Source organism: Methylophaga sp. UBA1464 (genome assembly GCF_002325665.1).
Lineage (GTDB): Bacteria > Pseudomonadota > Gammaproteobacteria > Nitrosococcales > Methylophagaceae > Methylophaga.
The window spans coordinates 14,685-17,387 of sequence record NZ_DCSO01000059.1; the positions used below are offsets into that span (position 1 = coordinate 14,685).

3 protein-coding genes are annotated in these 2,703 nt (G+C 45.7%); 2 read left to right on the forward strand and 1 reads right to left on the reverse strand.

All coding sequences use genetic code 11. From position 1 onward, the window contains the following. A partial coding sequence (gene rpmH / locus B3O33_RS07370) for a 50S ribosomal protein L34 (protein WP_292363306.1) occupies nt 1-112 on the reverse strand: 112 nt, incomplete at its 3' end. Between the two features lie 267 nt (nt 113-379). Between rpmH and dnaA the strand changes: the two genes are divergently transcribed. Both dnaA and dnaN read left to right on the forward strand, forming a co-directional pair. Next, nucleotides 380-1,744 carry a chromosomal replication initiator protein DnaA gene (gene dnaA / locus B3O33_RS07375; RefSeq protein ID WP_292363301.1) on the forward strand — a complete coding sequence of 455 codons (1,365 nt, stop codon included), beginning with the start codon at nt 380-382 and terminating at the stop codon, nt 1,742-1,744. Nucleotides 1,745-1,758: 14 nt separating this feature from the next. Next, a partial coding sequence (dnaN, locus tag B3O33_RS07380; protein ID WP_292363302.1) for a DNA polymerase III subunit beta occupies nt 1,759-2,703 on the forward strand: 945 nt, incomplete at its 3' end.

A 2,703-nucleotide genomic window follows, 5' to 3' on the forward strand; every position in this document is an offset into this window, starting at 1 on the left:
CTTTGGCTCTGCGGGCGTTAATAACACGACGACCACCAACAGTTTTCATACGTGCGCGGAAACCGTGAGTACGCTTGCGCTTCAGATTACTAGGCTGAAAAGTTCTTTTCATTTTACCAACTCCAGGAATATCAATGGTTTTGCAGCCGGTAAGCGTCTCTCGAACGGAAACAGCCGGGGCAAAAGACATGGGATTATAGAGTTTGTGAGCATAACAAGTCAAACCGCATTCATCCTGCCAGGCGATATTATTTACTTGCCAAACATCCCGCATGCAGATAACTTTAGATGCCCTGCCTGACACGCTATACTATCACCTAAATTGTTTGAAGTTAGTTAGTCTGCTTTATCTAAACCTTATAATAGTCAAGGAGTTGCTGTGTCTTCACCCCTTTGGGAAAAATGTCTATCCCATCTCGAAGGTGATCTTTCGGCACAACAGCTGAACACGTGGCTTCGCCCCCTGCAAGCCATTGAAACCGAAGATAGCCTACGACTGTTAGCACCTAATCCTTATGTAAAGGCCTGGGTACATGAGCAACTTGAGCAACAGATTAATGCGCTGATCAAGGGTTTAACCAACGGTAACATCAGTAAAATTGAAATTGAAGTCGGTACCAAAGATTCCATTTCCGCCGAAAAAACCAAACGTCGTGTCAAAACAACGGATAAAGCCCCCGCATCAATAGCAGTTTCGGAAACAGAACCTTCCCCGGCGATTGGCAGCCCGATGAATCCGTTGTTTACCTTTGATAATTATGTTGAAGGTAAATCCAATCAGATTGCCCGTGCTGCCTCTTTACATGTGGCTGAGGCACCCGGCACTTCTGGTTATAACCCCTTATTTTTGTATGGCGGAACCGGGCTGGGTAAAACGCATTTGATGCTCGCCGTTGGTAATAAAATTCGACAGAACAATCCCAAAGCACGAGTCATTTATCTATCGTCTGAACGTTTTGTACAGGATATGATTACCGCACTGCGCAATAACGCCATTGATCAATTCAAAGCACATTACCGTAGCGCCGATGCCTTATTAATCGATGACATACAGTTCTTTGCCAAAAAAGAACGCTCTCAGGAGGAGTTCTTTTATACGTTTAATAGTTTGCTGGAAGGTCAAAGACAGATCATTCTGACCTGTGACCGATTCCCTAAAGAAGTAGAAAACCTTGATGAACGCTTGCAATCACGATTGGGCTGGGGCCTGACCATTGCTATCGAACCGCCCGAACTGGAAACCCGCGTTGCGATTCTGATCAAAAAAGCGCAACAAAATCTGATTACCCTACCGGATGATGTGGCCTTTTTTATTGCTAAACGCATTAAATCCAATGTCCGCGATCTGGAAGGTGCCTTACAGCGAGTGATGGCTTTTTCACGCTTTACAAATCAGCCACTGTCGATTGATATGGCGCAGGATGCGTTAAAAGATCTGCTGGCGTTACATCAAAAACTGGTGACACTGGAAAGTATTCAGAAAACTGTTGCAGAATACTTCAAAATACGGGTATCCGATTTACTGGCAAAAAAACGTACACGCTCGGTTGCCCGTCCCCGACAAATAGCAATGGCGCTGGCAAAAGAGCTCACCAGTCACAGCTTGCCGGAAATTGGTGATGCTTTTGGTGGACGCGATCACACCACAGTTTTGCATGCTTGTCGTAAAGTGGTGGAACTGAAAGAAACTGATAACCGCATCGCGGAAGATTACCGTAATTTACTTCGTACTTTATCCAGCTAGCTGAGAGAGACATCATGCAATTTACTGTGAGCCAAGACATTATTGCCCGTCCCTTACAACTGGTGTGCAGCATCGTTGAACGGCGCTCCACCCTGCCTATTTTGTCCAACATTTTATTACGTTGTCAGGGACAGCAGCTGACCATGACCAGTACCGATATGGAACTGGAAATGATTGCTACACTGCCGGTTGCAGTCGACAAAGAAGGAGAAACGACTGTTTCTGCCCGCAAACTACTGGATATTGTGCGCGCCTTACCCGCGAACGCCACCATCAGTTTTCAGGCAGAAGACAACAAATCATTAGTTCGGGCGGGTAAAAGTCGTTTCTCATTAGCCACACTTCCTGCAACGGATTTTCCGGATAGCGAAGGTGCCAATTACCTTGATCAACTGACGGTTCCTCAATCAGCATTAAAAGATCTGCTTGATGAAACCAGTTTTGCCATGGCCAGCCAGGATGTTCGTTATTATCTGAATGGTTTGTTGCTTGAGCGGGAAGACAATATCCTGCGAGCTGTTGCCACTGATGGTCATAGACTGGCATTAGGCAGCATAGAAACAGCAGAAAAAGCCAATGAAAAGCACACTGTCATTGTGCCGCGTAAAGCGATTTTGGAATTAGGCCGTTTATTAGGTGATGTCGCTGATGATGTGACTTTGGCAATCAGTCCACAACAGTTGAAAGTTGAATTGCCTGATATGCATTTCACTTCCAAGTTGATTGATGGTCAATTTCCTAACTACGAACGGGTCTTACCTGTAGGTGGTGATAAACAAGTTATCGCTGAGCGTGATGAGCTTAAACAGGCCTTGTCACGTGCCTCAATCCTGGCTAATGACAAACACCGCAGCGTCAAACTGAACTTGAGTAACAATCTGCTTAAAGCCACCGTTACCAACCAGGAACAGGAATCTGCTGAAGAAGAGCTGGCTGTGGAATACAGCGGCCCTGATTTG